Here is a 23,223-nt window from a genome sequence, read left to right as displayed (position 1 = left end):
ATGTCCGGCTATCGGCGCGCCGGTAACGGAACACTCCGCAACAACGACAACGCGTCCGCACTCGCACTCCCAGGCTCAGCCTGATAGACGATCAACTGCTGCCCAGGCGCACTCCGCACGTCGAACGCCTGATACGTCAACGTCAGCGCCCCGACCGCCGGATGCACGAGGTGTTTGGGCTCCCGGGTTTTCCCGCGGACCTGATGGGTCTCCCACAACGCCCGGAACTGTTCGCTGCCTTCGCTCAGTTCCGCCACCAGTTGCGGCAGACCAGGTTCGGAGGTGGCGGCTGCGCGCAGATTCGCCACGGTCGCCTGGGCCGTCCAGTCCCAGCGGGCGTAGAACTGCCGCCCCGCTGGGTCGAGGAACGTCATGCGCGCGAGGTTGTCGGCCATGCGGAACGGGGAGAACAGGGCGTCGGCGAGGGTGTTCGCGGCCAGGATGTCCAGGGCGCGGTTGAGCACGAACGCGGGTGCGTGCGGATGGCTGTCCATGAGCTGCCGCAGTTCGGGGCTCACAGTCCGGGGCGCCGGGGACGGCAGGTCGGGCGGGGCGGCACCGGCGAGGCGGTACAGGTGCTCGCGGGCGTCGGGGTCCAGGTCCAGTGCGCGGCTGAGGGCGTCGAGCACCTGCGGTGACGGGCGGGTTTCCCGGCCCTGTTCCAAGCGCGCGTAGTAGTCGACGTTCACTCCGGCGAGCACGGCGACTTCCTCGCGGCGCAGGCCCGCGACCTTGCGTCTGCCGGAATAGCGCACGTCGGCGTCGTCCGGGGAGCGTTGTGCGCGGCGTGCCCGCAGGAAGTCGCCCAGTTCCGTACTGCCCATGCGGATCAGCGTAGGCGTCGGGCTGGGTGGGTGTGGCACGTCCTGTCAGCGAGGTCCGTCGCGGCTGAGACTGGTCGGCATGACGAAAGAACTGGCGGGAAAGGTCGCCCTGGTCACGGGTGCCGCGCGCGGGGTCGGTGCGGCGACGGTCGCTTGGCTGCACGCCCGCGGGGCCCGAGTGCTGGCCACGGACATCCGGCCCGAGGTGGAACAGTTCGCCGACGAGAACGGCGTCGCCGTGCTGGTCGGCGATGTGTCCGAAGAGGACGTCGCGGTGCGGTCGGCGGCCGCGGCGCTCGAGCGGTTCGGCGGGCTTGACATCTTGGTTGCCAACGCTGGTCGTTCGGTGAACAAGCCAGTCACCGAGACGACCGCGGCGGACTGGGACGAGGTGATGTCCGTCAACGCGCGCGGGGCGTTTCTGCATGCGCGAGAGGCGTTTCGGCTGATGCGTGACAACGGCGGGGGAGCGATCGTCACTGTCGGATCGTTCGCCTCCACGGTGGGACTGGCCGAGGCATCGGCGTACAGCGCGTCCAAAGGAGCGCTTGCGCAATTGACGAAAGTGCTCGCGCTGGAAGGCGCTCCACACGGAATTCGGGCGAATGTTGTCGCCCCGGGCGTGATCGAGACCGATCTGCTCGACACTTTTCGCGCCGACAGCCGGGCGTATCTGCGGTCCTTCGGCGACGCCCATCCGCTCGGCCGGGTCGCGCAGCCTGAAGAGATCGCGGAGGTGATCGGCTTTCTGGCTTCGCCGAGGTCCGCGTTCGTCACCGGTGCGGTCGTCGCCGCCGACGGCGGCTACACCGCGGCCTGATTCCCCCTCGCAGAAAGGAATATCCATGCGGCTCAGCGGCAAAGTCGTGTTGCTCACCGGGGCGACCGGCGGTATTGGCCAAGCCACGGCGGAACTGTTCGCGCGAGAGGGGGCCAGCCTGGTCGTCACCGACGTCGACCGGGAGGCCGTGGAGGAGCTCGCCGCGAGATTGGGGACCGACGTCCTGGCCGATCGGTTGGACGTCTCCTCGCCGGAAAACTGGCGCGGCACGGTCGAACGGACCCGGCAGCGGTTCGGCCGCCTCGACGTCCTGGTCAACGTCGCGGGGATCGTGGACTGGCCGGGCATCGAGGACACCGCGCCGGAGGCCTGGGACCGGGTGATCGCGGTCAACCAGACCGGGACCTGGCTCGGGATGAAGGCCGCGATGCCGCTGCTGCGCGCCTCCGGCAACGGATCGGTCGTCAATACTTCCTCGGTGCTGGGCCTGGTCGGCAGCGGCGCGGCTGCCGCGTACCAGGCGTCCAAAGGGGCGGTGCGGCTGCTGACCAAGACCGCGGCCGTCGAGTACGCGACGCGCGGGGTCCGGGTCAATTCGGTGCATCCGGGCGTCATCGCCACCCCGATGATCCAGGACCTGCTCGACGACCAGGGCGACCGGCAGCCCGACATCGTCCGCACGCCGATGCGCCGCGCGGGCAGTCCCGCCGAGGTCGCGCACGCGATGCTTTTCCTGGCCAGCGACGAGTCCTCGTTCGTCACCGGAACCGAGCTCGTTGTGGACGGTGGGCTCACCGCGTACTGACATCGGCATGATCTACTATCCGGCGTAGTACCTGGTCCGGCGAGAGGAACACCATGGCGGGGCGTTCGAGCCGGGTTTCCGCTGGTGCTCGCGGCGGGTTGGGGGCGGGGCTCGTCCTGGCCGGGTTCGCGGGCGGGGCGGCGTTCGCGGCGGCTGCGCGGGCGGCTCCGGCGGAGCGGGAAAGCGAACCGGCGCCCGGCGCGGGGCATGAGGTGCTGCCCATGGCCGCGCGTCCGCCGGAGATGGAGCTGGCGGTGCTGAAGTCCGCGGTCAAGACCCGCGACGACCGGCTTCAGCGAGAAGAGCGGGAGCGCGAGAAGGCCCGTCAGGAACCCCGTGCGCACGCGCCCGTGACCGGCACGATCACCTCGAACTACGGCGGCCGCTGGGGAACGACCCACTACGGACTGGACGTCGCGAACGTCATCGGCGCCCCGGTCCGGACTCCGCTCGCCGGGACGGTCGTCGAGGCCGGTCCGGCGAGCGGGTTCGGGCTGTGGGTGCGCGTCCGGCACGAGGACGGGACGGTCACGGTGTACGGGCACATCAACCGGTACACGGTCGCCGCCGGGCAGCGCGTGGCGGCCGGGCAGGTGATCGCGGAGGTGGGCAACCGCGGGCAGTCGACGGGGCCGCATCTGCACTTCGAGGTCTGGGCGGACGGGGAGCGCAAGACCGACCCGCTGCGCTGGCTGCGGGGGCTCGGCGTGCGGATCGAACCGGGCGGGTGACCTCGGGTGGACGTCGGGCCGGAGCGTGCGCGACAATACATGCACGTTTCACTATATGTCAGGGACGGTGCGGGGTGAGCGAGCACAAGACGGGGCACGGCCACGGCCACGGGGTGTCGGCGGGCGCGGATCGCAAGTGGCTGGTGCGGGCGCTGGTGCTGATCGTCGGGTTCATGGCGGTCGAGCTGGTCGTCGGCCTGATCGCCGGGTCGCTCGCGCTGATCACCGACGCGGGCCACATGCTGACCGACGCCGCGTCGATCGTGCTCGCGCTGGTCGCGATCCGGCTGGCCGCGCGTCCGGCGAAGGGCGGGTTCACCTACGGGCTCAAGCGCGCGGAAATCCTGTCGGCGCAGGCCAACGGGATCACCTTGCTGCTGCTCACCGCGTGGTTCCTCTACGAGGCGGTGACCCGGCTGATCGATCCGCCGGAGGTCCAGGGCGCGCTGGTGCTCGTGACGGCGCTGGCCGGGATCGTCGTGAACGTCGCGGCGAGCTGGTGCATCAGCCGGGCGAACCGGTCGAGCCTGAACGTCGAGGGCGCGTTCCAGCACATCCTCAACGACCTCTACGCGTTCATCGCGACCGCGGTGGCCGGCGCGGTCGTGTGGTGGACCGGGTTCGCCCGCGCCGACGCGATCGCGGCGCTGGTGGTCGCCGCGCTGATGGCGAAGGCGGGTTGGGGGCTCGTCCGCGAGTCCGGCCGGATCTTCCTGGAGGCGGCGCCCGCCGGGATCGATCCCGAGGCGGTCGGGGAGCAGGTGGCGTCGGTTCCGGACGTGGTGCAGGTGCACGACCTGCACATCTGGCAGATCACCTCGGGCGAGCCCGCGCTGTCCGCGCACGTGCTGGTGCGGCCCGCGGCGGACTGCCACGCGGTGCGGGCGGGGATCGAGGAGATCATGCGGTCCCGGCACCGGCTGGACCACACGACGCTGCAGGTCGATCACGCCGACGAGAGCCGGGCCGAGCATTGCGAAGGATCGCACGGGCCGACCTATCGGTTCACCGAACGCAGCTGAACCCGCGAACGAGAGGAACCGCATGCAACGCTGCTTCGGCGGCTGGCGGCTGGACGCTCCTGGCCGTCTTCGAGGCGCTCGCGATCCTGCTGGCCGCGATCGGCGTGGCGCAGGCCCGCGACCCTGCCCGGCGCCCGCCGAAAAGCGAGGCGGAGAGCGGGGACGAACCCGAGTGAGCGAGCCCTAGGATGCGTGGCGTGCAGGGACTCGGCGAGCTGGAATCGGCGGCGATGGACGTCTTGTGGCGCGCGGGCGAAGCGCGCACGGTCCGCGAAGTGCTGGAGGGGCTGAACCGGGACCTGGCTTATACGACCGTCCTCACCGTGCTCGATCATTTGCACAGCAAGGGCTGGGTGGCACGCGAAAAGCGCAGCCGCGCCTACTGCTACACCCCGAGTCTCTCGCGCGAGGAAGCCGCCGCACGCGCGATGCGGAATCTGCTCGCCGACGTCGGCGATCCCGAAGGAGTGCTGCTGCATTTCGCGCGGTCGGCGTCGGAGGGGGAGCGGGACGCGTTGCGGCGCGGGTTGCGGAAGCGCTCGTGATCGTCTCCGCGGCACTGGTCGTGACTGCGGCGGTGGTGGGTTTCTGCGGACCGCTTCTCCTGCGCCGGGTGTTGCGGGCGCGGATGTCCTCGCCGCTGCGGTTTGTCGTGTGGATTCTGTTGCTGGGCAGCATGATCGCGGCTGGATCCGGTGCGGTGGCGGCGGCGTTCGGGCCCGGGCACGAGGTGGCGCGGCGGCTTGTCGCGTGGCTGCGGCTCGACACCTTGCGGCATCACGAAGTGCTGCATCTGGACGAGGTGGTCGGCGTGTCCGGCGCGCTGCTCGCGGCGGGCGCGGCGGGAGCGTTCGCGTTGGCAGCAATCCGCCGGTACCGGCACCAGCTTCGGCTGCACGACCGGCATTTCGCGGAATTGTCGATGGTGTGCCGGGCCAGAGCGGGTGTGTGGTGGCTGCCGTCGGAGGAGAAGCTCGCCTACAGCATCGCCGGAAAGCCTGCTCTGGTCGTGCTTTCCGAAGGGCTCGCGAAGGACCTCTCCGCGCTGGAACTCGCCGCGGTGGTCGACCACGAACGGTTCCATCTGCGCGGACGGCACCATCGGCTGGTCGGGTTCGCGCACGCGGTGTCGGCGGCGCTGCCGTTCGTTCCGTTGGCCCGGCAGTCGCCGGAATTCGTTGCTGCGGCCGTGGAGTTGAGCGCGGACGCCGCGGCTGGCCGTCGGCACGGACCGGCGACAGTCAGTGCGGCGTTGGACCGGATGCATCCGGTGCGTTCGGCGGCCACCGCGCTCAGGCTCGAACACCTCGCCCGCGGTCACGGCAGCGCGATGACCGGCATTCTCGCCCTGGCAACGGCAGTATTACTCCCGGTGAGCACGGCTGCGGCCCTGATCGTCGCCGGAGCCTGGACGGCGACTCCCGCCCTGCTCCACGCCTGACCGCTATGACTACTATGTCCGTTAGTAGTCGTGAACGGGGGCAGATCAGGTGTTGGGCCGAAAAACGCAGATCATCGCGGGTATACTCGCCGGGCTGGCGCTGACGGCGGGCTGCACGGCCGCACCGGATCCCGGGCCCGCCGCCGGGAACGACCAGAAGACCAGCGCCGCGCCGGTGCCCGCGACCCTCGACCTCGGGCCGAAGGACGGCTCGAACGACGTCGCGCCCGGCGAGCCCGTCACCGCGGTGGCCGGAGGAGCTACGCTCAGTGACGTCACAGTCAAGGCCGCGGACGGCACCGCGATCCCGGGCGAGATGGACGCCGCGAAGCAGCGCTGGAACACCAGCAAGCCCCTCGAATACGGTACGAAATACACCCTGACCGCCCGCTCCGTCGGCGCGGACGGCAACCCGGTGACCCGCACCAGCACCTTCATCACCGCGACCGCCAAGGCGCAGGCGTACCCGTCGGTGATCCCGCTCGACGGCGAGACCACCGGCGTCGGCATGCCGATCACGATCAAGTTCTCCGCGCCGGTCGCGGACAAGGCCGCCGCGGAGAAGATGCTCACCGTCACCTCGGACAAGCCCGCGACCGGAGCGTGGCGCTGGTTCGGCGACGACGAGGTGCACTACCGCACCAAGGAATACTGGCCCGCGTACTCCACGATCACCCTCGACATCAAGATCGCCGGCCGCGCGCTCGGCAACGGGGTGTTCGGCAAGGCCGACCGCAAGATCAGCTTCAAGACCGGCCCGTCGATCATCTCGAAGGTCTCGGACAACGAGAAGCAGATGCGGACGTACAAGGACGGCCAGCTCGTCCTGACGTCCCCGGTCAGTCTCGGCAAGCCGTCCGCGCGCAGCGTTTCGGGCACCATGCTGATCATGACCGTGCAGTCTCCGTACACAATGGACTCCAGCACGTACGGCGTGCCCACGGACGCGCCCGGCGGCTACCGCACCACGGTCAAATACGCGTTGCGGCTCACCAACTCCGGCCAGTTCCTGCACTCCGCACCGTGGTCGGTCCGGCAGCAAGGACACTCCAACACTTCGCACGGCTGCCTCAACGTCAGCGTCGAAAACGCGAAGTGGTTCTACGAGAACTCCCACCGCGGGGACGTCGTGACGGTGTCCGACACCGGAGCGGACCTCAAACCCGGCGACGGCTGGACCGACTGGCGGTTCAGCTGGGAGGAATGGCAGAAGAAGGTCTGACCCCGCCCGCACTGCGTGGTCTCAGGTCCGTGAGGGGAACCCTGAGGGACTCAGAGTCCCTCAGGGTTCCCCTCACGGACGGCGACCCAGCTCTCGCGGATCAGACGGATTGGCGGGGCTGCGGGGAAAGCACGTCCTCTCCGTAAATCCCCTGCAGCCAGTTCGTCTGGTAGATCGTGTCGAGATACCGCTCGCCGAGGTCCGGCGCGACGGCCACCGCGGTCAGGTGGTGTGCGTCGTGTTCGGACAGCCAGCTGGTGGCCCCGCTGACCACTGTCCCGGTCGAGCCGCCGAACAGGAATCCGTTGCGCGCCAAGCGGTGGCACGCCCGGACCGAATCCGGCTCCTCGACCAGGACCACGTCGTCCACATAGGTCTCGTCGAGGATCGCCGGGCGCACGCTGGTGCCCAGGCCCGGCAGCATCCGCCTGCCCGCCGGGCCGCCGAAGGTCACCGAGCCGACGCTGTCGATCGCGACGATCCGCACCGGACGGTGCCACTGCCGGAAGAACCGCGCGCAGCCCATCAGGGTGCCCGTGGTGCCCGCGCCGACGAACAGCACGTCGAGGGCCGGGAACGCGGCGGCGATCTCCGGCCCGGTCCGGTGGAAGTGCGCGCCCCAGTTGTCCGGGTTGGTGTACTGGTTGAGCCACACGTACCGCTCGTCGGACGCGACCAGCATGCGCACGTGGTCGATGCGCGCCCCGAGGAAACCGCCCTCGGGGCTGGGTTCGGTGATGATGTGCACCTCGTTGCCGAGCGCCTCGATGGCGCGGCGGGTCGCGAGGTTGCAGCGGGAATCGGTGACGCACAGGAACTTGTACCCCCGGCTGGCCGCGATCATGCTCAGCGCGACGCCGAGGTTGCCCGAAGAGGACTCGACGATGATCGAGCCCGGCCGCAGCAGGCCGTCGCGTTCGGCCGCGTCGACCATTTCGGTGGCGGCCTTCAGCTTGATGGAGCCGGCGAAGTTGAAGCCCTCGCACTTGAGGAACAGCGAATAGCCGAAACTCCAGCGGAGGTCGACGTACAGCGCCTCCTCGTTGAAGGCTTCGGGAACGGTGATGACACGCACGGTTTTTCTCCTCGTCAGGAACAAAAGCTCAGGGGCGGACGGCGCTCAGCCATACCGGCGCAGGTCGTGGAAGAAGTCCTCGATGACGTGCAGTCCGCCGGTGTCGGACACTCTCTCGTGGACGAAGGCCCCGACGGCGAGGTCGAGGACGCCGAGCCCGAACGGGGAGAAGATCAGCGGCTGGTCGGCGGGCGGGCTGATCCGGCCGGACAGCACGTCGTCCAGCGTGCCGAGCAGGAAGTCCCGGCTGCCGGTGCGCTGCTGCACCAGATGCGGCGAGGTGTTGGCCTTGAGACAGTGGTCGACGTCGTCGACCAGGTTCGCCGACGCCAGCAGGACCTCGGGGGCCAGATCGCGCAAGGAAACGTGCAGTACCAACGGGTTGTGGGAGAACCACGAGGGATCGTGCACGTGCGGTTCGCCGGCGATCGTCGCGAAGATCACCAGATCGCTGTCGCGGATCAGGCCTTCGGCCGTGTCGCGCACCCTGATGTCCCCGGCGAACCCGGACTGCTCCAGGTAGCCGCGGAATCCGGCGGCGCTGTCGGCGTGCAGGTCGTGCACGTTGATCTCGTCGAACTCCCAGCCGGTCCCGGCGAGGAAGGTGTGGATGTAGCGGGCGATCAGGCCGACGCCGAAGAACCCGACGCGCCGGGGCCGTTCCCGTGTCCGGCTGAGCCAGTCCGCGGCGAGCGCGGCGGAGGCGGCGGTCCTGGTCGCGCTGATGATGGAGCTTTCCAGGCAGGCGAACGGATACCCGGTCGCGAGGTCGTTGAGGATCAGCACCGCCGACGCCCTCGGGATCCCGGCGGCGACGTTGCCCGGGAAGCTGGAAATCCACTTCACGCCCGCGACGTTCGTCTCCCCGCCGAGCGAGGCGGGCAGGGCGATGATCCGGTCGGCCGGGCGGTCGGGGAAGCGCAGGAAATACGACGGCGGGTTGACCGAATCGCCGGAGCCGTGCACCCGGTAGGCGGTCTCGACGAGGTCGACGACCTCCCGTTCGCGCCCGGCCAGCGCCTCCTGGACCTGGCTGCCGGAGATCACCGCGAACGGCGGCACCGCGCCCGGCCCCGCGGGTGCGGATTCGGCGGTGAAAGATTGCGTGGTCACTGGGTTGTCCCCTCGGAATGCAGCGAGCAGTCGGAAAGTCGTACCGGGTCGGCCAGCCCGACGAGCACCTCGCGCGGGCCCTCGTAGGCGTCCCGGCTGTGCGCCGTGCGGACGTTGTCGACCAGAAGGAGATCGCCCGCCTGCCACGGTTCGCGGACGGTGTGCTCCTCGTACACCTCGTTGAGCAGTTGCACGACGTCCTCGCCGATCGGGTCGCCGTTGCCGAAGCGGGTGTTGAACGGAAGCCCGTCCGCTCCGTAGATGTCGACCAGGTACTCGTGCACCTCGGGCGCCATCGTCCACTCGTTGAGGAAGGCGATCTGGTTGAACCAGCAGCGCTGGCCGGTGACCGGATGCCCGACGATCGCGTCGCGGCGCTGCCGGGTGCGCAGCCCGCCGTCGGGCTGCCAGGCGAACTCGATCCGGTTGGCGCGGCAGTAGTCCTCGATCGCGGAGCGGTCCTCGGTGCCGAACGCTTCGGCGACCGACGCCCCGATCTCGTCGTTGAAGCTGCGGGTGAGCAGCCAGCCTTCGCGCTCGAACCGCGCGCGCAGGTCCGCGGGCAGCGAGGCCAGCACGGCGGTGGAATCGCTGACGCCGGTGACGCCGCCCGAGGACGGCGGGCTGACGCAGGCGAACAGCATCAGGCCCGGGAACTCCAAGGTGTAGCTCAGTTCGTGGTGCATGCACATCGGCTGGTTCGGCGGCCATTCCGTCGAGGAGTGCACCCCGCCGGGGTAGGCCGCGCGCGGCGCGAAGGCCTCCCGCTCGGTCATCAGCAGGTCGGTCAGCCTTCCGAACACGGCCGCGACGGCGGTCTGTTCGGCGAGCCCGAGACCTCGGACGAGCACCGCGCCGTATTCGGCGACGAGTCTTCGCACCGTGTCCCGGTGCGTGCTCGCCCAGCCGGCCGGGTCGCCGCCTGCCTCGGCCCGCAGCACCGCGGGCAGCCCGGGACAGAAATCCGGCTCGGGCGGGGAAGTCTTCGGCAGGAATTTGGACAACGACATCGTGGAATCCCTTCGATTTCCGCGTTGCAGAGGGTCAGGAGCTTCGGGACGAGGAGCCGGACCGGCTGTCGATCAGCTCGGCCAGGTCGGCGAGCACCGGATGCTTGGCGACGTCCTTGATCGAGACCGCGCGGTCGAGCGCGATCGCCAGCTTCACCGCGGACAGCGACGTGCCGCCCCGGCCGAAGAAGCTGTCCCGGCGGCCGATCCGGCCGGACCGGCTGCCGAGCACCTGCGCCCAGGCCCCGGCCAGCCGCTGTTCGGTTTCGGTGACCGGCTCGTCGTAGTCCTCTTCGACCGCGTCGAGTTCGGCGGCGAGCGCGGTGAGGTTCTTCTTGTCGATCTTTCCGTTGGCGGTCAACGGCAACTGCTCCCGCCAATGGAACGCCGAGGGGAGCATGTACTCGGGCAGCGCGGCGCCGAGCTGGTCCCGCAGCAGTGCGAGATCGAGCTGCTCCCGGCTGGAGTAGAACGCGACCAGCCGCTTGCCCTGCCCGTGTTCGGCCACGACCACCGCGCCGTCGCGCACCCCGGGCACCCGCAGCAGCGTGTTCTCGATCTCGCCGATCTCGATCCGGAAACCGCGGATCTTGACCTGCGAATCCCGCCTGCCGAGGAATTCCACCTTGCCCTCGGGCAGCCAGCGGCCGTGGTCGCCGCTGCGGTAGAGCCGGGCGTCCGGCCGGTGCGGGTCGGTCGTGAACGCCCGCGCGGTGCGCTCCGGGTCGTTGATGTAGCCGCGGCCCACGCACACCCCGGAGAACACGATCTCGCCGGGCGCGCCGAGCGGGACCGGGTCGAGTTGCTCGTCGACGATGTACACGCGCACGTTCTGCACCGGCGGCCCGAGCGGCACCCGCTCCCGCGTCGGCGCGCGGTCCATCACCTCGTGGTTGGTGTCGTCCGAGGTTTCGGTGAGGCCGTAGGCGTTGACCAGCTTGACGTCCGGCATCGCGGCGAACCAGCGCTGCGCCAGTTCGGTCTTGAGCGCCTCGCCGGTCACCGACACGCAGCGCAGATCGGGCAGCGCGACCGGGTTCTTGTCCACCGCGGAGAGGACGACCTCGAGGTAGGAGGGCACGACCTGCAGCACAGACACGCCGCCGCTGCCGAGCCGGTCCACGAACCGGTCGGCGTCCAGGATCACGTCCTGCTCGATCAGCAGGGTCTTCCCGCCGACCAGCAGCGCGGAAACCAGCTGCCACAGCGAGATGTCGAAGCACTGCGGCGCGACCTGCGCGACCACCGAGTCCTCGGTGATGCCGAGGTCGTTGATCTTGGCGTAGAGATGGTTGACCATCCCGGCGTGCTCGCACATCGCGCCCTTCGGCTCGCCGGTCGAGCCCGAGGTGAAGTAGATGTAGGCGAGCTGTCCGGCGTCGACGGCGACGGCGAGGTCCTCGTCGGAGTGGTCCTCCTCGTACGCGGCGTCCACGAACAAGGTGCGCACGCCGGGCAGCGATTCGACGGCCTTGCGCAAAGTGGTCGTGCTGCCCGGTTCGGTCAGCACCAGTTCGCAATCGGCCCGGCGCAGCGTGGTCGCGATGCGGTCGGTCGGGAAATGCGGCTCGACGGGCAGGTAGACGCCGCCCGCCTTGAACACGGCCAGCACGGCGGCCATCCAGTCCAGGTTGCGTTCGGTCACCACCGCGACGACGCCCTCGCGCCGCAGCCCGCGCGCCACCAGCGCCCGCGCCAGGCGGTTGGCACGCCCGTTGAGCTCCCGGTACGTCCACCGCCGGTCGCCGTGCACCGCCGCGATCGCGTCCGGACGGCTGGCGACGTGGCGCTGGAACAGCTCGTGGCAGCGCAGGTCCGGCACCTCGACGTGCGGCCCGGCGAGGCCTTCCAGCTGCAGCTTGAGTTCCGCGGACGACAGCAGGGTCGTTTCGCGGTGCGGCGCGGTGACGTCGGTGCGGATCAGCGCGAGCGCGCTCAGGTGGTAGCCGAGAACGCGTTCGGCGCTTTCGGAATCCAGCACCTCGGTGCGGAAGCGCAACCGGAGCGTCTCCAGATCCGGCGAGACGTCCAGTTGCAGCACGGTGTCCCCGGCGAGATCCCCCGCGGTGCCAGTCGGGTCAAAGACCGTTTCGAACGGCGGCGCGATGATGCCGAGTTCGGTGCGCAGTTCGTCCACCGGGAAGTCCCGGAAGGCCAGGGTTTGCGCGTCGACCTCCGCGGCGTGCTCGATCAGCTCGCGCCAGGTGCCGGATTCGGTGCTCAGCCGGCAGGGCAGCGCCGCTCCGCCGGGACCGGCGACGTAACCGGTGCACACCTGCGGCTCGCCCGACAGCGCGGCGAGCACCTTGGCGTGCGCGGCGAGCAGTACCGAGCTCAGCGGCACGCGCAATTGGTCGGCCAGCAGCCGCAGCCCGGTCGCGATCCCCCGGGGGATCGGCGTTTCGTGGTCGCCGATCGCGGAGCCCGCTTCCAGCGTCCAGCGCGGGACGCTGGTGCGTCCGCCGGCGGTGAGTACCTCGCGCCAGTGCTCGCGAACCGCTCCCAGTCCGGTTCTCATGGGTCGTCCTTCCCGTGGTTGTCGTTGCTCCGTCACGATTTCCCCGCCAGCTGACGGCGGCCTGCCCGGACCTCGTGCGCGGGGTTCCCGCCCCAGTGCTCGCGATCCGGGACCTCAGTGCCCTTCATGAGGAAGGAATGGGGGGCGAGCGACGAGCCGTCGCCCATGGTCACGCCGTAATGCACCAGCGCGCCGGTGCCGACGACGCACCTGCTGCCGATGGCGATGCGGTCCATCTTGTAGCCGCCGTCCTCCTGCGAATGGCACTGGACGACGGACCCGATGTTCAGTGTGACGTTGTCGCCCAAGCGCACCAACGTCTTTTCGATGATGAGCGCGCCGTCGTCGAACAGGCGCTTGCCGACCTTGACGCCCAGCAGCCGCCACACTGTGCGCTTGAACGGGGTCCCGTCGAGCGAGCGGTAGATCGCGTTCGCCGCGGCCGCTTTCCAGAACCGTTCCTGCCGCCAGAACCGCCGGTCGTAGATCGAGCACGACACCGGGTGCATCGGCCGGATGAACACCGTGATCCGTTCCAGGGCAATGAAATACAGCATGCCGTAGAGCAGCATCGCGGCCGTGTCGATCGCGAACAGCGGCGGGCCGATCAGGTCGTAGTACACGTCCGAGGCCCAGGTGAGCAGCAGCAGCCCGTAGAAGAACAGCCAGTGGGACACGGCGTACAGCAGCATGCCCCCGACGTTGTGCCGGGTCTTGGCGGCCAGCCTGCGGCGGAACTCCTCCGGCGTCTTCGGGTGGTCGAACTGGCTGTCGCGCTCCACCGAGCGCGGGATTTCGAAGCTGGGGGAGCCGAGCAGGCCGACGTCCTCGCGCACCGGGCCGTCGAGCGGAACCAGGACCTTGGTGGCGAGCAGGCAATTGTCCCCGGTCTTCGCCCCGGCGGGGTAGAGGACGTGGTTGCCGAGGAAGTTCCGCGCCCCGACGTGCACCCGGGACAGCCGGAACGAGGTGTTGGTGTACTCGGCGTTGACCACCGACAGGCCGTCGGCGACCATCGTGCCCGCGCCGGAGGAGAAGAGGTACGGGTTCTCGTACTTCTCGTCGAGCCCGAAGTTGGACCCGGTCTGCTCTTTGCCGGACACCTTGCAGCCCACCAGGCGCAGGTAGTTCACGATGGCCGAGCTGTCGCCGAAAAGCGTCTTGAAGAACCGCAGGTTGGTGAGGATGCGGATGGCGCGGTGTGCGGTGTAGCGGAAAGTGTAGAGGCGGTAGACCTCGCCGGGTTTCAGCGCGAGGTTCAGCAGCCGCGGCACGAACGTGACGATCAGGAAACCGGTCAGCCGCAGGCCGAAGTACAGGATGAAGGAGACGACGAAGGCCTTCCAGTAGAACTGCGGGTCGGCGAAGTCCAGGACGGCCGTGCCGAGTCCCATCGCCGGGCTGAGTTCCGGCAGCGTGTTCAGCATGAAGCCGAGCAGGCCGAGCACCACCGGGGCCAGCAGGAGGACCGCCGTCAGGGTCTGGCGCACGGCGAACAGCGCCCGCCGGACGCTGCCGCAGGCCCGCGGTTCGACCCGCCGGTAGTGCACGTCGGCGGGGACGGCGGGAACACCGTGCCAGCTCTGCCCCTCCGGAACCGTCTGCCCGGCGTGCAGGGACGACGCGTGCCCGAGCTGGGCATTGGCGCCGAGCCGGGTTTCGATGTCGATGACGGACATCTCGCCGACGTAGGAGTTCGCGCCGATCGAGACCGGTCCGGTCCGGATCACGCCGTCCTGCGCGCGATAGGTGGTGAAGTAGGTGTCCTTGCAGATCACCGCGCCTTCCCCGATGGTGAGCAGATCGGTGCACACCGGGACGAAGCGCGAGAAGATCGTGACGCCCTTGCCGATCTTCGCGCCCAGCGCGCGCAGGTACAGCGAGTAGAGCGGGGAGCCGACGAACAGCGGGACCAGCAGGTTCCGCTGGACGAGCGTCTTGACCACCCAGAACCGGACGTAGCCGAGGCTCCACAGGCGGATCTCGCCGGGCTTCCAGCGGCCGACGAGGATCCATTTGAGCGCGATCGGAAGGGTGCACAGCACCGCCAGCACCACGGCGCCGAAGACCACCGCGCGCAGGTAGTAGTGGAGCAGGCCGGTGCCGGCCAGGATCCAGTCGGTGCCGACGCCGAGCACCTGGGCCACGAGATACGAATAGGCGAAGAAGATCAGCAGCTGCAGTATCCCGCAGCCGAAGTATTCGAGTCGGCTCGCGCGCTTCGGCGGCTCCGCGGGGGCGGGAGCGGGCGCCTCGGCCGGGACCTCCTCGGTCTCGGCCAAAGCGGAGACCAGGCTGGCGATGGTCGGATTCCGGTAAATGTCCTTGATGGAGACAGTGGGAAGATCGGCACGCTTGCGCACTCGCGCGCAGAACTGTGCCATCACGAGCGAGTTGGCCCCGAGATCGGCGAAGAAGTTGCTGTCGACCGACACGTTTTCCTGCCCGGTGACGTCGGCCATCACCTGGGCGAATGCTTCTTCGGTGTCGGGTGCCGGACCGGGGCGGGCGGTCGGGTACTCGGTGAGATCCATATGCCTAATGATCGGTGGATGTAACGCCGACGTAACCTACGGACGTCGGTGTTGACAATTTCGTGACCTGTTCGATGCGAGTCGCGGTTGACAAATGCGACACGCGCCGGGATTGAGGTCTAGACCACGTAAGGAACCATTAATCTGGCAAAGGGGACTAATGCCGTGAATACCCTTTGTTTTTCAACAGCCAGTGGCGGTTGTCGACGGATCCGGGACGGTCCGGCGAAGGATTCCGGTGAAGTCTGATCGTCGTCGTGCATTTACCGCAAACCGATCCTCCGCACGGGCGATGTTACCAGGATTTCCCCGCTTTCGGGGGGTGGATTCCCCTGTTAGCGGAGGCGGAACTGGTCCGCTGGGGTGAAATTCGCGGCACATGGAGTGGCGCGAAGTCGCTGTGTGGAAGCGGTCCCGGGCGACGGCCTGGCCCCGCCGTGCTCGCTGCGGGTGCCCGTCAAGGTTCCTTGGTCCTCGAATTCGGTGACGTTATGCGCCGGACTGGAATATGCAAGTGGCGCTTCGCGGGATTGATGGCACTTTCGAGGGAATTGCCGTCCCATGTCGTGGGTTTGTGCCAGGTGGATGAGGTTCGCGGCGGACGGAGGATTTCGTTGCGCTGTTCGGGGTACGCCGGACTGCTCTGCCGGATTTTTCGCAGGTGCGCCGTCCGGGGCCGGGGTCGGCCGGAAGGTCGCACGGAGAGCTTCCCGGGAGGAAACGGCCGATCGCGGTATTTCCGCGTCCGGCGCGCGGGCGAAGTCGAGGCGTCGGTCCGGTCGCTGGAATTATGTCGCTTCTCGTGGTTTTCTGGCTGCATTGAAACATTTTCGTGTTGTCCGGATTTCCCGGATCGCGCCAGGGGAGAAAAACATGAAGGCAGAGTCGACCGTCCCGTCCGCCCTGAGATTCGAGTGACGCGGTGCTGCCCGGTACCGCCGCCTCGGCGAAAACGATTACCGTTATGCTGCTCCGGCAGGCGGCGAACCGGCCGGACGCGGTGGCGATTCGCGACCGGCTGGACGTCGTGACCTATGCGCGGCTCGTCGCCGAAGCCCGCCGCATCGCGCACAATCTGGCCGCGGCAGGCGCTTCTCCCGGCGGAATCGTCGCGGTGGCCGCCAAGCGCACTCCGGAATTGCCGCCGTTGCTGCTCGGAATTCTCCTGGCCGGCTGCGCGTACAGCGTCTTGGATGTGCGCTGTCCCGGAACCCGGCTCGCCGTTCTGGTGTCCGCCCTGCGACCGGCGGTCGTAACGGGCGACGCGGCCGGTGCCGCCGCGCTCGCCGCGGCGTCGATCGAGCACATACCGGCCGAACGCCTCCGGAAACCCGGCGACGGACCCGCGCTTCCCGATGCGTCCCCGGGCGATCCGGCGACTGTTTTCCGGACCTCGGACTCGACGGCAGTGCTCTCGCCGCACCGGGCAACCACTCGACTGGTCGCGGCGGGCGGATGCGTCCCCCTGGGTCCGGCCGCCGTCACCATCTGCGCCGCCGCCCCGTCAGGGCCGGTCTTCAGCCTGGAACTGTGGGCGACGCTGCTGTCCGGCGGAACCGTTCTCCCGTACCGGAAAGATCAACTCGCGCCCGCGGATGTCCACGGCTGCGTCCGGCGCGGCGCGACTCATCTCTTTCTGGACTCAGCCCAGTTCGCTGCCGTCGCCGCCGATGCGGCCTGCCTGTCCGGACTGCGAATCCTTACCGTCGGCGACTGGCTCGACCCGGCCGTCTGCCGGACCGTCCTGGCGGCTTGCCCGTCCCTGGCGCTGTACAACGCTTATGGTGCAGTCGAAAACTGCGGGGCCGCAACGATTCACCGGGTGACCCAGGCCGATCTCGACGCCGCGGGCGGCATCCCGCTGGGCCGCGCGGTCGCGGGCACCGGCGTCGCGGTGTGGGACGGCGTCAAGACGGCACCGGCCGGTGAACGCGGAGAGATCGCGCTCACCGGCGACGGTCTGGCCCTCGGCTACCTCCACTCGCCGGAGCGCACCGCCGACGCCTTCCCGAAGCTGGACATCGACGGTGTGTCACAGCGGGCTTACCTGACCGGCGACCGCGGCTGGCTCGACGAATCCGGCGTGCTGCGGCTCGAGGAACCGGCGGCTGCCGCGGTTACCACTGTCCGAAGTGGACAGTCTCGCTCTCCGGCTTCCGCTTGCGAGTAGCCGGGGAGGCGCCCGCGGAGATCTTGGCGTCGGCGTCGTAGCCGATGGCGATCGCGCCGACCGGCTCGTGGCTGTCCGGCACGCCGAATTCGGTGCGCACCTTGGCGTAGTCCTCCGCGCCGATGCCGAAATACACCGCGCCGAGCCCCTCGTCCACCACGGTCTGGAGGATCAGCAGGACGGCCATGCCGGTGTCGATGTACCAGAACGGCACCGGCCAATGGTCCTCGCCGCGGTCGGTCCAGCCCTTGTCCGGCTGGGCGTAGCGGTCGAGGTAGACGTCTTTCACCGAGAACGGGATCACGATCACCGGCGCGGCCTTGGTGCCCTCGTCCAGCGTCCAGGACGAGAGGGTGTCGGCGAATCGCCGCACGTCGTCGCCTTGGAGCACCAGGAACGCCTGGCCTTGCGAGAACCCCGCGGACGGCCCGCGCAGCGCGTTGCGCATGATCCGCCGGAGACTGTCCTCGGGCACCGGTTCGTCGGTGAACTTGCGCACCATGCGCCTGCGCCGCACGACTTCCTGAAACTCCATCGCTGCCCCCTGGAGGAAGTTTTCGGTCGACTGTAGCGGGTTTCTAGCGTCCGCGGCCTGATCCGGAGCGATTCCTCGGACGCGGTGTCGGGTGCCGCGGTGCAGGCGGTCAGGGTGCGGCTGGTGTTCGTGGTGAGCTGCCTGGCCTCGAAATCGAGGGTGAGTTCGCCGACCGCCGGAATTCCTTGACGCCGGTGCGGTGCGGACGGACTTCGTGGGCCGTCCAGCGGTGCACAGTTCGCCGATGAGGTCGGAGAGGCCTTTGTCGTGCGGGGGTGTGCTCGCAGGTGCGGGTGGGGATGTCGAAGACGGGGGAGCAGAGCGCGCGGGCGAGCGGATTGGTGGCGAGGCGAACGAACGCGGTGACGGTGGTCATCGAGTCGAGGATGCGCTGCACGATCGGACTGACCCGCTGCGGCGGACGGTGCCGTTGCCCGCCGCTGGGGGCCGGCCGACGGTGCGGGCGAGGTCGAACAGGCAGGTGCGTTCGTCGTCGAGCTGCAGCGCCTTGGCGACCGCGTCGAGGACCTCCTCGGGCACGCCGCCGATGTGTCCGTTCCCGAGCCGCGGGTACCACTCGGTGCTGACCCGGCGAGCACCGCGACCTCCTCGCGGCGCAGATCCGGGACCCGCTGGTCCGGTCTCGCGTGGTTGATTGCGCCGACGCGATCCCGCAGCGCGTCTGGCATTGGCGACGGTGCGGTCGGCTTGAGAGCGGTGTCGCGAAGCAGATCGGTGCGGGGCGAATTGTTCGCGTGGGACGGCACGGCTCCCGTACCGATCCGGGGCGTGAGTTGTCACCGAGCGCGCGGAGGTGGGCATCGCCGGGGTGCGTGAAATCGGCGGGGCATGGTTCGCCGCCCGGCCGGAGGCATTTGCCTGCGGCCGGGCGGCGTTACTGCTGAGAGACTCGAACTCCCGCGTTCCGGGTATGCCAGGCGGTGGCCGCGCGGGAAAACGCCGGGCGGCGGCCGTTCGAACTCCGGTGGGGAGCGAACGGCTCGTCCGGCTTTTCCCGAAATGATCTCCGCGGAACCGCCGAGGCCCGGCGGGCTATTTGCCCGCGCGCTTTTTCGCGGTGCGCTTGCGGGGTTTCGCCTCCGGCTTCTGGCTTTCCTCGTAGGCGGCGATCACCTCGCGCGGGATGCGGCCGCGTTCGGCGATGGCCCAGTTGTTGTCCAGGGCCCACGTGCGGATCGCCTTGGAGCGTTCGCGTTCCTCGGCCGTCGGCGCGGCCGCGGCCCGCACGGTCGTCTTGCGTCCGCCGGTCCGGCGGGCGGACGCGATGAACGTCGCCAGTTCCCCGCGCAGGGTGGCGGCGTTCTCGTCGGACAGGTCGATTTCGTACTGGACGCCGTCGAGTCCGAAGGGGACGGTCTGCCCGGCTTCGGACCCGTCGAGGTCGTCGATCATCTCGACGAGGACTTTCTGTGCCATCGCGGTGACTCCTCCTGGAAACGGGACGCGGTCACCGCAGACCATAACAGGAGTCCACTGTGGCTGGTCGGCGGCAATAATGTAACGCCGGTCGCGCCGGTGGAATTGGCCGTGCCGAGCGGAACGGCGGTCAGGAGGTTTTCCGCCGCGGCGCCGGATCGGGCAACGCCGCGAAGGCGTGTCCCATCCGGTCGCGTTTCGTCCGGAGGTAACGCAGGTTGTGCGGAGTTTCGACCGGGCGCAGCGCGACCCGCTCGGTGACGTGAAGTCCGTAATCGCCGAGTCCGCGGTATTTCTCCGGGTTGTTGGTGATGAGCCGCACTCGCCGGACGCCGAGATGGTCGAGGATCCGCGCGCCGGAATCATAGGAGCGGGAGTCCGCCGGCAGACCCTGCGCGACATTGGCGTCGACTGTGTCGAGACCGGTTTCCTGCAGCGCGTAAGCCTCGATCTTGGAAGCGAGGCCGATGCCGCGGCCCTCGTGGCCGCGCAGGTAAACGATGACCCCGCACCCCTCGTCGGCCACCGCGCGCATCGCTTGTTCGAGCTGGGTGCCGCAGTCGCAGCGCAACGAGCCGAGGATGTCGCCGGTGAGGCATTCGCTGTGCACCCGCGCCAGCGCGCCTCGCTCGGAGCTGCCGGCGGCGGCGACGTCTCCCATGACGAGGGCGAGATGCTCGGCACCGTCCACTAGGGACCGATACGCGATCGCTCGGAAGTCGCCGAAAGCCGTCGGCATCGCGGCCGTCGCGACCGGTTCGACCAGCCGCTCGGTGGTGCGGCGATGCCGGACCAGATCGGCGATGGCGACGACGGGCAGTCCGTGTTCGGCGGCGAACTCCCGCACGCCGGCGTCGCGCAGCATTTCGCCGTCCGGGCCGATCAGCTCGCTGATGACGCCGACCGCCTCGCGACCGGCCAGCCGCAACAGATCGACAGCGGCTTCGGTGTGCCCGGCGCGGACGAGCACCCCGCCGTCCTGGGCACGCAACGGAAAGATGTGGCCCGGACGGCGAAGACTCTCCGGTGCCGTGCCCGGCTCGGCGAGCGCCCGGCAGGTGCGTGCGCGTGCTGTCGCGGACACTCCGGTCCCGGCGTCCGCGTGATCGACCGACACGGTGAACGCGGTGCTGTGCAGGTCTTTGTTATCCGCGACCATGGGCGGAAGCGCGAGCGCGTCGGCTCGTTCCGCGGTCATCGGCGCGCACACGATTCCGGTGGTGTGCGCGACGAGGAAGGCCATCTGATCGGCGGTGACACTGTCGGCCGCCAGCACGAGGTCTCCCTCGTTCTCCCGGTCGTGATCGTCGACGACCACGATCATCCGGCCTTCCTCGAGTGCGAACACCGCCGCGCGAACGCTGTCCTCGGTAGCAAGCATGTCGAACCTCCCCGGCGCTGAAGCCACTCGTAGTTACTGGAGAATAACGCGAATCAGGCAGCGAGCTGGCATTACCTGTGCGTCGATGTTATCTGCTAATAACATTGAGTGGAAGGGTCACGAGCCGTGGAGTGCACCGGTCCGCTGAAGATCGCGGACGAAACAGCCGAGCAGGTCCGCGAACCGCGCACGTTCGTCCGGAGACCACCCGGCGAGAGCGTCGCCGAACTGAGCCGCCCGGCGCTGCCGTTCCGCATCGAGAATCCCGCGGCCCGCAGCGGTCACGACAAGCGGGCTGGCCCGACCGTCCTCGGGATCGGCTCGCCGCTCGATCAGCCCGGACCGCACCAGCCCGGCGACCTGGCGACTGACCGTCGACGGATTCACGCCCAGCACCGCGGCGATTTCCCCGGCCCGGAACGGACCATCGTCGGCGAGCATGGCCAGCAGCGGCAAGCACATCGCTTCGGCCGGTGCCGCTTCCGCACGCTGGACCAGGCGGGTCAGCGTGAGCAACTGGTCGGCGAGGTCGGCGTCGGACATGGCCTCAACGACCAGCGCGAACGTGACGATCGCGCCCGGCCCCGTACCCGGTGAAAACCATCAGCACGCTCAACACGGTGAGCGCGACGAGCGCGCCGGACCAGCTTCCGGTGGCGTCGTGGAGGATGCCGAGCAGCAGCGGTCCGGCGGCAGCGACCAGGTAGCCGATGGACTGCGCCATTCCGGCCAGCGCGGTGGTCTCGCCGGGACCGGTGGCGCGCTGGCTCTGGAAGCTGAGCGCGAGCACGAGGCAGACCCCAGTGCCCAGCCCGAGCAGCGTGCACCCGACAATCGCGATTCCGGGCGCCAGCAGAAGAATCGCGAACCCGGCAGCCGTGACCGCCGACGCCGCGGCCGCGGGGAAGCGCTGGTCGGCCCGTCCCCGGGTAAGCAAGGGCAGCACCATGCCGGTGGCCAGCGCGACGAGTTGGTAATAGAACAGCATCCAGCCAGCCGCAGCCGTGGTCATGCCCTGCCCGCTGAGAATGCTGGGCAACCACGCGACGGCGGTGTAGAAGGCGAGCGATTGCAGACCCATGAACAGGGAGACCTGCCACGCGAGCCAAGACCGCCACGGCGTCGGCGCGTGCGTGCTGCCGGTCTGCGACCCGGTGTCCGGACGCGAACCACGCAGCCGCGGCAGCCACCCCGCCAGCGCGGCCAAGGCGACGACCACTGCCCAGGCGAGCGCGGAATGCCATCCGCCAGGCAGAACCCCCGCCAGCGGAACGGAAATCCCGGACGACACCGCGGCGACCACGCCCATGACCGTGACGTACAGCGCGCTGACGGTATGCACCCGCGAGGCCGGAACGTGCGTGCGGATCACCGTAGGAAGCAAGACATTCCCCACGGCGATCGCCGCGGACAGCAACACCGTCCCCGCGAACAGGCATGCGACCGACGGCAGCGACCGAACCACCGTGCCCACTGCCAGCACCGCCAGCGAGAGCACGAGCAACCGCGTAGACCCGATCCGATGCGAGACGCGCCCGACCAGCGGCGACGTCACCGCGAACATCAACAGAGGCAAGGTATTCAGCACACCACCCGCCGACGCCGGCAGCCCGGTGTCGTGCTCGATGGCAGGCAACAACGTGCCGACGCCGGTCAGCGTCGCGCGGAGATTGGCTGCCACCAAGAGAATCGCGAGCAGCAGTCCGGCTGACCACTCAGGCTTAGTGATCGGTCTCTTCGCGACCGCTGGAGCTTCGACCTCGGCGGTCACTTCTCCCGCTCCGTTCCGGCCCCGGTGAGCTTCACGATTTCGGCGGCGCAGTAACGCGCCCCCACCTCGTCCTGGGCCGCGATCGCCTCGACCAGCTGCCGATGCAGTCGGGTGTGCTCCTGCGCGGTCGCCTCGGGCCACAACGTGTCACCGATCTGCTCGGCAACGGAGGCGCTGAGGACGTCGTACACCTCGGTGAGCAGGGAATTCCGCCCCGCATTCACGACGGCCTGATGAAAACGGACATCCGCCTCAACGGCTGTCTCGGTGTTGTCGCGCTTCTCGGCCTCGTCGAGCAGTTGCCGCAAACTGACCAGGTCGTCGTCAGTGCGCCGCACCGCAGCCAGCCCCGAGGCATACTCCTCAAGCACGGCCCGCAGCTCCAGCACGTCGCTCCGCCGCGAGGAGTTGGCCCGCCGCATCAAGACGGACTGCATTTCGCTAGACGCCCGGACATACGTCCCGTCGCCCCGCCGCGCCTCCAACAGCCCGAGGTGCACCAGCGCGCCGAGCGCCTCCCGCACCGTCGTCCGCCCGACGCCAAGCTGCTTGACCAGGTCGTTCTCCGGGGGAATCCGCATCCCGACCGGCCACTCCCCGGAGGCGATCTGTTCCCGGAGAGTGTCCACGAGCTGCGCGGCAAGGCTGGCGACCCGACTGGGCGCCCGAAGATCGTTCATAAGGCGACCCTAACACCGAATGTCAGACATTTGAATGTGAGCGGGGTCGCGAGGGGGTCTTGCTCGCGGGCCGAGGTCTGTGAGGGTTCCCTTCACGGAACCGTGGTGGGGCCCCGCACCCCGAAGCTTGATTGTGCTGACGGTCCGGGGTTGCTTGTCAAGGCGGGAAAGAT

General features: G+C 69.1%; 21 protein-coding genes. 8 read left to right on the top strand and 13 right to left on the bottom strand.

All coding sequences use genetic code 11. The features are described 5' to 3' along the window. Window positions 1–8 precede the first annotated feature (8 nt). Window positions 9–824, bottom strand: coding sequence for a helix-turn-helix transcriptional regulator (locus ACFORO_RS44915; protein ID WP_377873308.1), 816 nt, complete (start codon window positions 822–824; stop codon window positions 9–11). 79 nt (window positions 825–903) lie between these two features. On the opposite strand from ACFORO_RS44915, the gene ACFORO_RS44910 reads away from it, so the two are divergent. From ACFORO_RS44910 to ACFORO_RS44880, 7 genes are all read left to right on the top strand, one after another. Continuing rightward, a complete protein-coding gene (locus ACFORO_RS44910) occupies window positions 904–1,644 on the top strand; it encodes an SDR family NAD(P)-dependent oxidoreductase (RefSeq protein WP_377873309.1) in 741 nt (246 codons plus the stop codon). 19 nt (window positions 1,645–1,663) lie between these two features. Continuing rightward, complete coding sequence (locus tag ACFORO_RS44905; protein WP_377873345.1) at window positions 1,664–2,410, top strand: SDR family NAD(P)-dependent oxidoreductase; 747 nt, start codon at window positions 1,664–1,666, stop codon at window positions 2,408–2,410. A 53-nt stretch (window positions 2,411–2,463) separates the two neighbouring features. Continuing rightward, window positions 2,464–3,141 carry a M23 family metallopeptidase gene (locus ACFORO_RS44900; protein WP_377873310.1) on the top strand — a complete coding sequence of 226 codons (678 nt, stop codon included), beginning with the start codon at window positions 2,464–2,466 and terminating at the stop codon, window positions 3,139–3,141. Window positions 3,142–3,215: 74 nt separating this feature from the next. After that, on the top strand, window positions 3,216–4,163 hold the full coding sequence (locus ACFORO_RS44895) for a cation diffusion facilitator family transporter (RefSeq protein ID WP_377873312.1): 948 nt from the start codon (window positions 3,216–3,218) through the stop codon (window positions 4,161–4,163). A gap of 197 nt (window positions 4,164–4,360) precedes the next feature. After that, entirely contained in the window at window positions 4,361–4,708 is a 348-nt protein-coding gene (locus tag ACFORO_RS44890; RefSeq protein WP_354749098.1) for a BlaI/MecI/CopY family transcriptional regulator, read from the top strand. Then, window positions 4,705–5,604 (top strand): M56 family metallopeptidase, encoded by a 900-nt coding sequence (locus ACFORO_RS44885; protein ID WP_377873313.1) that lies wholly within the window; start codon window positions 4,705–4,707, stop codon window positions 5,602–5,604. Before ACFORO_RS44890 ends, ACFORO_RS44885 begins: the two co-directional genes overlap by 4 nt. A 49-nt stretch (window positions 5,605–5,653) precedes the next feature. After that, window positions 5,654–6,826, top strand: a complete 1,173-nt coding sequence (locus tag ACFORO_RS44880; RefSeq protein WP_377873314.1) for a L,D-transpeptidase — start codon at window positions 5,654–5,656, stop codon at window positions 6,824–6,826. A gap of 100 nt (window positions 6,827–6,926) precedes the next feature. Here ACFORO_RS44880 and sbnA read toward each other — a convergent pair whose 3' ends face one another. The 5 genes from sbnA to ACFORO_RS44855 are packed head-to-tail and all read right to left on the bottom strand — an operon-like array spanning window position 6,927 to window position 15,076. Then, complete coding sequence (gene sbnA / locus ACFORO_RS44875) at window positions 6,927–7,901, bottom strand: 2,3-diaminopropionate biosynthesis protein SbnA (protein ID WP_354749092.1); 975 nt, start codon at window positions 7,899–7,901, stop codon at window positions 6,927–6,929. A gap of 45 nt (window positions 7,902–7,946) precedes the next feature. Beyond that, entirely contained in the window at window positions 7,947–9,014 is a 1,068-nt protein-coding gene (gene sbnB, locus ACFORO_RS44870; protein WP_377873315.1) for a 2,3-diaminopropionate biosynthesis protein SbnB, read from the bottom strand. Then, window positions 9,011–10,024 carry a TauD/TfdA family dioxygenase gene (locus ACFORO_RS44865; RefSeq protein WP_377873316.1) on the bottom strand — a complete coding sequence of 338 codons (1,014 nt, stop codon included), beginning with the start codon at window positions 10,022–10,024 and terminating at the stop codon, window positions 9,011–9,013. Before ACFORO_RS44865 ends, sbnB begins: the two co-directional genes overlap by 4 nt. Before the next feature lie 34 nt (window positions 10,025–10,058). After that, window positions 10,059–12,542 carry a non-ribosomal peptide synthetase gene (locus tag ACFORO_RS44860; protein WP_377873317.1) on the bottom strand — a complete coding sequence of 828 codons (2,484 nt, stop codon included), beginning with the start codon at window positions 12,540–12,542 and terminating at the stop codon, window positions 10,059–10,061. Window positions 12,543–12,574: 32 nt separating this feature from the next. Beyond that, a complete protein-coding gene (locus ACFORO_RS44855) occupies window positions 12,575–15,076 on the bottom strand; it encodes a Pls/PosA family non-ribosomal peptide synthetase (protein WP_377873318.1) in 2,502 nt (833 codons plus the stop codon). Between the two features lie 964 nt (window positions 15,077–16,040). Between ACFORO_RS44855 and ACFORO_RS44850 the strand changes: the two genes are divergently transcribed. Further along, window positions 16,041–17,246 carry an AMP-binding protein gene (locus ACFORO_RS44850; protein WP_377873319.1) on the top strand — a complete coding sequence of 402 codons (1,206 nt, stop codon included), beginning with the start codon at window positions 16,041–16,043 and terminating at the stop codon, window positions 17,244–17,246. Here ACFORO_RS44850 and ACFORO_RS44845 read toward each other — a convergent pair. The 7 genes from ACFORO_RS44845 to ACFORO_RS44815 all read right to left on the bottom strand — a co-directional run bounded on the left by ACFORO_RS44845 (window position 17,194) and on the right by ACFORO_RS44815 (window position 23,050). After that, window positions 17,194–17,781 (bottom strand): nitroreductase family protein, encoded by a 588-nt coding sequence (locus ACFORO_RS44845; protein WP_377873320.1) that lies wholly within the window; start codon window positions 17,779–17,781, stop codon window positions 17,194–17,196. The genes ACFORO_RS44850 and ACFORO_RS44845 overlap by 53 nt on opposite strands. 372 nt (window positions 17,782–18,153) lie before the next feature. Then, complete coding sequence (locus tag ACFORO_RS44840) at window positions 18,154–18,321, bottom strand: hypothetical protein (protein WP_377873321.1); 168 nt, start codon at window positions 18,319–18,321, stop codon at window positions 18,154–18,156. Between the two features lie 513 nt (window positions 18,322–18,834). Further along, window positions 18,835–19,218 (bottom strand): histone-like nucleoid-structuring protein Lsr2, encoded by a 384-nt coding sequence (locus ACFORO_RS44835; RefSeq protein WP_377873322.1) that lies wholly within the window; start codon window positions 19,216–19,218, stop codon window positions 18,835–18,837. Window positions 19,219–19,348: 130 nt separating this feature from the next. After that, entirely contained in the window at window positions 19,349–20,599 is a 1,251-nt protein-coding gene (locus ACFORO_RS44830; protein WP_377873323.1) for a bifunctional 3,4-dihydroxy-2-butanone-4-phosphate synthase/GTP cyclohydrolase II, read from the bottom strand. A 117-nt stretch (window positions 20,600–20,716) separates the two neighbouring features. Continuing rightward, window positions 20,717–21,142, bottom strand: coding sequence for a MarR family winged helix-turn-helix transcriptional regulator (locus ACFORO_RS44825; RefSeq protein ID WP_377873324.1), 426 nt, complete (start codon window positions 21,140–21,142; stop codon window positions 20,717–20,719). A gap of 4 nt (window positions 21,143–21,146) precedes the next feature. After that, window positions 21,147–22,370, bottom strand: a complete 1,224-nt coding sequence (locus ACFORO_RS44820; protein WP_377873325.1) for a CynX/NimT family MFS transporter — start codon at window positions 22,368–22,370, stop codon at window positions 21,147–21,149. After that, window positions 22,367–23,050, bottom strand: a complete 684-nt coding sequence (locus tag ACFORO_RS44815) for a FadR/GntR family transcriptional regulator (protein WP_377873326.1) — start codon at window positions 23,048–23,050, stop codon at window positions 22,367–22,369. Before ACFORO_RS44815 ends, ACFORO_RS44820 begins: the two co-directional genes overlap by 4 nt. Window positions 23,051–23,223: the final 173 nt, after the last annotated feature.

Source organism: Amycolatopsis halotolerans, assembly GCF_042647905.1.
Classification (GTDB): domain Bacteria; phylum Actinomycetota; class Actinomycetes; order Mycobacteriales; family Pseudonocardiaceae; genus Amycolatopsis; species Amycolatopsis halotolerans.
This window is presented reverse-complemented; position numbering and strand designations above follow the sequence as displayed.